This is a genomic window from Ectobacillus sp., from assembly GCF_056992975.1.
This window is the reverse complement of sequence record NZ_JBXKMX010000021.1, coordinates 1-3,391: the sequence shown is the minus strand read 5'-3', so window position 1 is coordinate 3,391 and position 3,391 is coordinate 1. Positions and strand designations below refer to the sequence as shown.

5 protein-coding genes are annotated in these 3,391 nt (G+C 38.6%); 1 reads left to right on the top strand and 4 read right to left on the bottom strand.

Translation table 11 applies throughout. The annotated features are described in order from the left end of the window. From AC11ZT_RS00880 to AC11ZT_RS00865, 4 genes are all read right to left on the bottom strand, one after another. The coding region (locus tag AC11ZT_RS00880; RefSeq protein WP_484057798.1) for an aminotransferase class I/II-fold pyridoxal phosphate-dependent enzyme at positions 1-764 on the bottom strand (764 nt) is incomplete at its 3' end. Between the two features lies 1 nt (position 765). Next, positions 766-1,689, bottom strand: coding sequence for a PLP-dependent cysteine synthase family protein (locus AC11ZT_RS00875; RefSeq protein ID WP_484057797.1), 924 nt, complete (start codon positions 1,687-1,689; stop codon positions 766-768). A gap of 132 nt (positions 1,690-1,821) precedes the next feature. Continuing rightward, positions 1,822-2,517: a 5'-methylthioadenosine/S-adenosylhomocysteine nucleosidase gene (gene mtnN / locus AC11ZT_RS00870; protein ID WP_484057796.1), complete on the bottom strand. Its 696-nt coding sequence runs from the start codon at positions 2,515-2,517 to the stop codon at positions 1,822-1,824. 16 nt (positions 2,518-2,533) lie between these two features. After that, positions 2,534-3,169 carry a class I SAM-dependent DNA methyltransferase gene (locus AC11ZT_RS00865; RefSeq protein ID WP_484057795.1) on the bottom strand — a complete coding sequence of 212 codons (636 nt, stop codon included), beginning with the start codon at positions 3,167-3,169 and terminating at the stop codon, positions 2,534-2,536. A 142-nt stretch (positions 3,170-3,311) separates the two neighbouring features. On the opposite strand from AC11ZT_RS00865, the gene AC11ZT_RS00860 reads away from it, so the two are divergent. Next, on the top strand, positions 3,312-3,391 hold an 80-nt coding region (locus AC11ZT_RS00860), incomplete at its 3' end, for a DUF2536 family protein (RefSeq protein WP_484057799.1).

The following is a 3,391-nucleotide window of genomic DNA, read 5'->3' as shown; positions in this document are numbered from 1 at the left end:
TTTGCTTCATGTTCTTCCATTCTTACCCCTAATGTTTTTAACCCACGAAGAAGAAGAAAGCTATCTTGCGGACCAAGTACACCGCCTGTGGAATTTTGGATAAAGTGAAGATCAGTTGCTAATTGCTCTGTATTTACAACAACGACCCCAGATACAACATCACTGTGACCACCTAAATACTTTGTTGCGCTATGCAATACGATGTCAGCACCAAGTGTGATTGGATTTTGCCAATATGACGTCATAAATGTATTATCAACTATAGTTAATAGATTATTATGCTTTGCTAGTGTTGATACTTCCGTAATATCTGTAATTTTAAGAAGTGGATTAGTAGGTGTTTCAATGTAAATAGCCTTTGTATTTGGCTTTATGGCAGCTTTCACTTCTTCTAAATTTGTAGTATCCACGAAAGTATGATCTAATCCAAAGCGGTTCAGAACTTTCGTCATAACGCGAAATGTACCGCCGTATACATCATCCGTTAGAATGACATGGTCTCCACTTGAAAATAGCATCATAACGGCAGTAATAGCTGCCATTCCAGAACCGAATGCAAAGCCTGCATGACCATTTTCAAGTACAGCTACCATATCTTCAAGTGCACTACGCGTTGGATTACCTGTACGAGAATATTCGTAACCTTTATGCTTTCCGACCGCTTCTTGCTTATACGTACTTGTTTGATAAATTGGAACGGTTACCGCACCTGTTTGTGGATCTCCGATCGAAATACCATGAATTAACTTCGTTTTTTCTCTCATTTTAGTCCCATCCTTTGTATATGTCTTTACTTAAGTATCGTTCACTACTATCTGGAAAAACAGTTACAATATTTGTTCCTGGTTTGGCATGCTCTGCTTCTAATAAACTAGCATGAAAGGCCGATCCAGATGAACTACCTACTAAGAGGCCTTCTAGCTTTGCAAGCTCTTTTACGCGGTGAAAAGCATCACGATCGGAGACCGTATGAATGCTATGAAAATAATTCGCATTCATAAAAGGAGGCAGAAACTCCATTCCGATTCCTTCCGTTTCATGTGTGCCAGACTGTCCACCGTTTAAGATAGACCCTACTGGTTCCACAATCACACTTTTTAAATTTGGATTTTGTTCCTGTAGATATGTGGCTGTTCCCATAAATGTTCCACCTGTCCCCGCCCCGGCAACAAATATATCTACCTTTCCTTCAAGATCCGCCCAAATTTCAGGTCCTAATGTTTTAAAATACGTGTCGGGATTCGCATAGTTGGCAAACTGCTGCGGACAATAGGAATTTGGAATTTCTTGCAGCAGTTCCTTTGCTTTTGCGATAGCACCTGTCATCCCTTCCTCAGTGACAGTATTTACAACGGTCGCCCCAAGCGCCCGCATTAGCTCTTGTTTTTCAATACTAAATTTTTCAGGAACACATACAATCACTTGTATATCGTATTGCAGTGCCGCCAGTGCTAATCCTATTCCTGTATTTCCAGCGGTAGGTTCAATAATTGTGCCGCCCCGCTTGACAAGCCCTTTATCTAATGCATCTTTTATCATATGTTTTCCTAAGCGGTCTTTAATACTTCCGCCAGGATTGAAATACTCTAATTTAGCGAATATTCGTACATCTTTCGGCAACGAAAACCGCGTAATTTCCACGAGCGGTGTATTACCAATTAACTCGTGTACCCCGCGAAATGTGTTCATTAGGACCATTCCTCCTTAGTTCAAACAAACTCTCCAAAGTAAGGATTTCTCCTTACTTTGGATTCTTGCATATGCACTACTATTCTCTTGGGTTTCATACGAGCGATTGGTAATAGGAAACAAACTTCAATCTTATTTTAGTTCTTGTAACATATTTTCAATAAATCTCGTTGAATGAAGCGCAGCTTGATCTAAAAATTGATCAAATGATACATTTGATTCTTTTCCAGCAATATCAGAAAGTGCACGGATGATAACAAATGGTACTTTGTACTGATAGCACACTTGCGCAACAGCTGCAGCTTCCATTTCCACTGCATACAAATCCTTAAATTTACCGCGAACAAACGCTACACGTTCACTGTCATTCATAAAGGAATCTCCGGTTGCTATGGTCCCTTTTACAACTTGTACGCCTTCTACATGTTTCATACAGTTTTCTGCTAATGAAACAAGCTCTGCATCCGCTTCAAATGCAGCTGGTAAGCCAGGAACTTGCCCATACTCATAATTAAATATCGTGACATCTACGTCATGATGACGAACAAAGGTTGAAATCACAACGTCACCCACGTTTAGAGATTGATGAAATCCACCGGCAGATCCTGTATTGATAACTTTATCCGGTTGATAACGTTCCAATAAAATGGTAGTTGCCATAGCTGCATTCACTTTCCCAATACCAGACTTTAGCAATACAACTTCATGCCCTGCAAATGTTCCTGTCGTAAATTCAGAACCTGCTACTGTTTCTACTACTCTATTCTCAAGCTTATCACGCAATATGCGCACTTCTTCTTCCATTGCTCCGATAACTGCGATTTTCAAATGATATCCCTCTTTCTTACTTCTTAGTCGCCTCCACAATCCACACAAAATGATTCTGTCGTGTGAAATTCACCTGGAAGCCGTTATCTTCAAATATCGATTGCATGATTGGAATCAGAGTATAATATTCAGACTGTAAATCCTTCGCCAAATTAGTATAACCCCGGTCAATAGCATCTCGTATTATACGATCAAAGGTTTCCTGATCCGTGAACATCGTATCAGCAAAGACTATTTTACCATTTGAATTTAGGATTTGACTATACTTCGAAATCGCAAGTCGCTTTTCTTCATCGGTTAGATGATGAAAGGCATATGTGCTAACAATTGTATCTACATCATGTAATAATTCAAAATGTAAGTAATCCCCTTCTATAATAGACGCATGTGGTAGCTTTTTTCTTGCGAGCAGACGCATTTCCGTAGAAGGTTCAATGCCTAACACTTCAAATCCAGCATCCAGAAATTTTTTCGTCAGATTTCCTGTACCGACTCCAAACTCTATAATAGATCCGTGTGATTTTTCTACCACATGATTTAATATGGCATCATAATTTAGAAAAACATCCCTATATTCATCGTTTTCACCAGCAATAAAGGTGTCATATGTTTGTGCCCATTCATCAAATAGCTGATTGAATTCAATTCCCATTCAAAATACCCCTTTTTCTTATAGGATTTATCAGTATAATATGCCTGATTTTCAATAAAGTCAACACCCATACTACAAAGATAGTATTTAAAATTCTTATTTGTTACACTAACTAATAAGGAATTAGATAGAAAGAAGGATCATGATGGCACTCTCATTTGAAATGATTGAAGACAAAATTGAATTCTATGAAGCAAACGATTTAGCAACGTTACAAAAAAA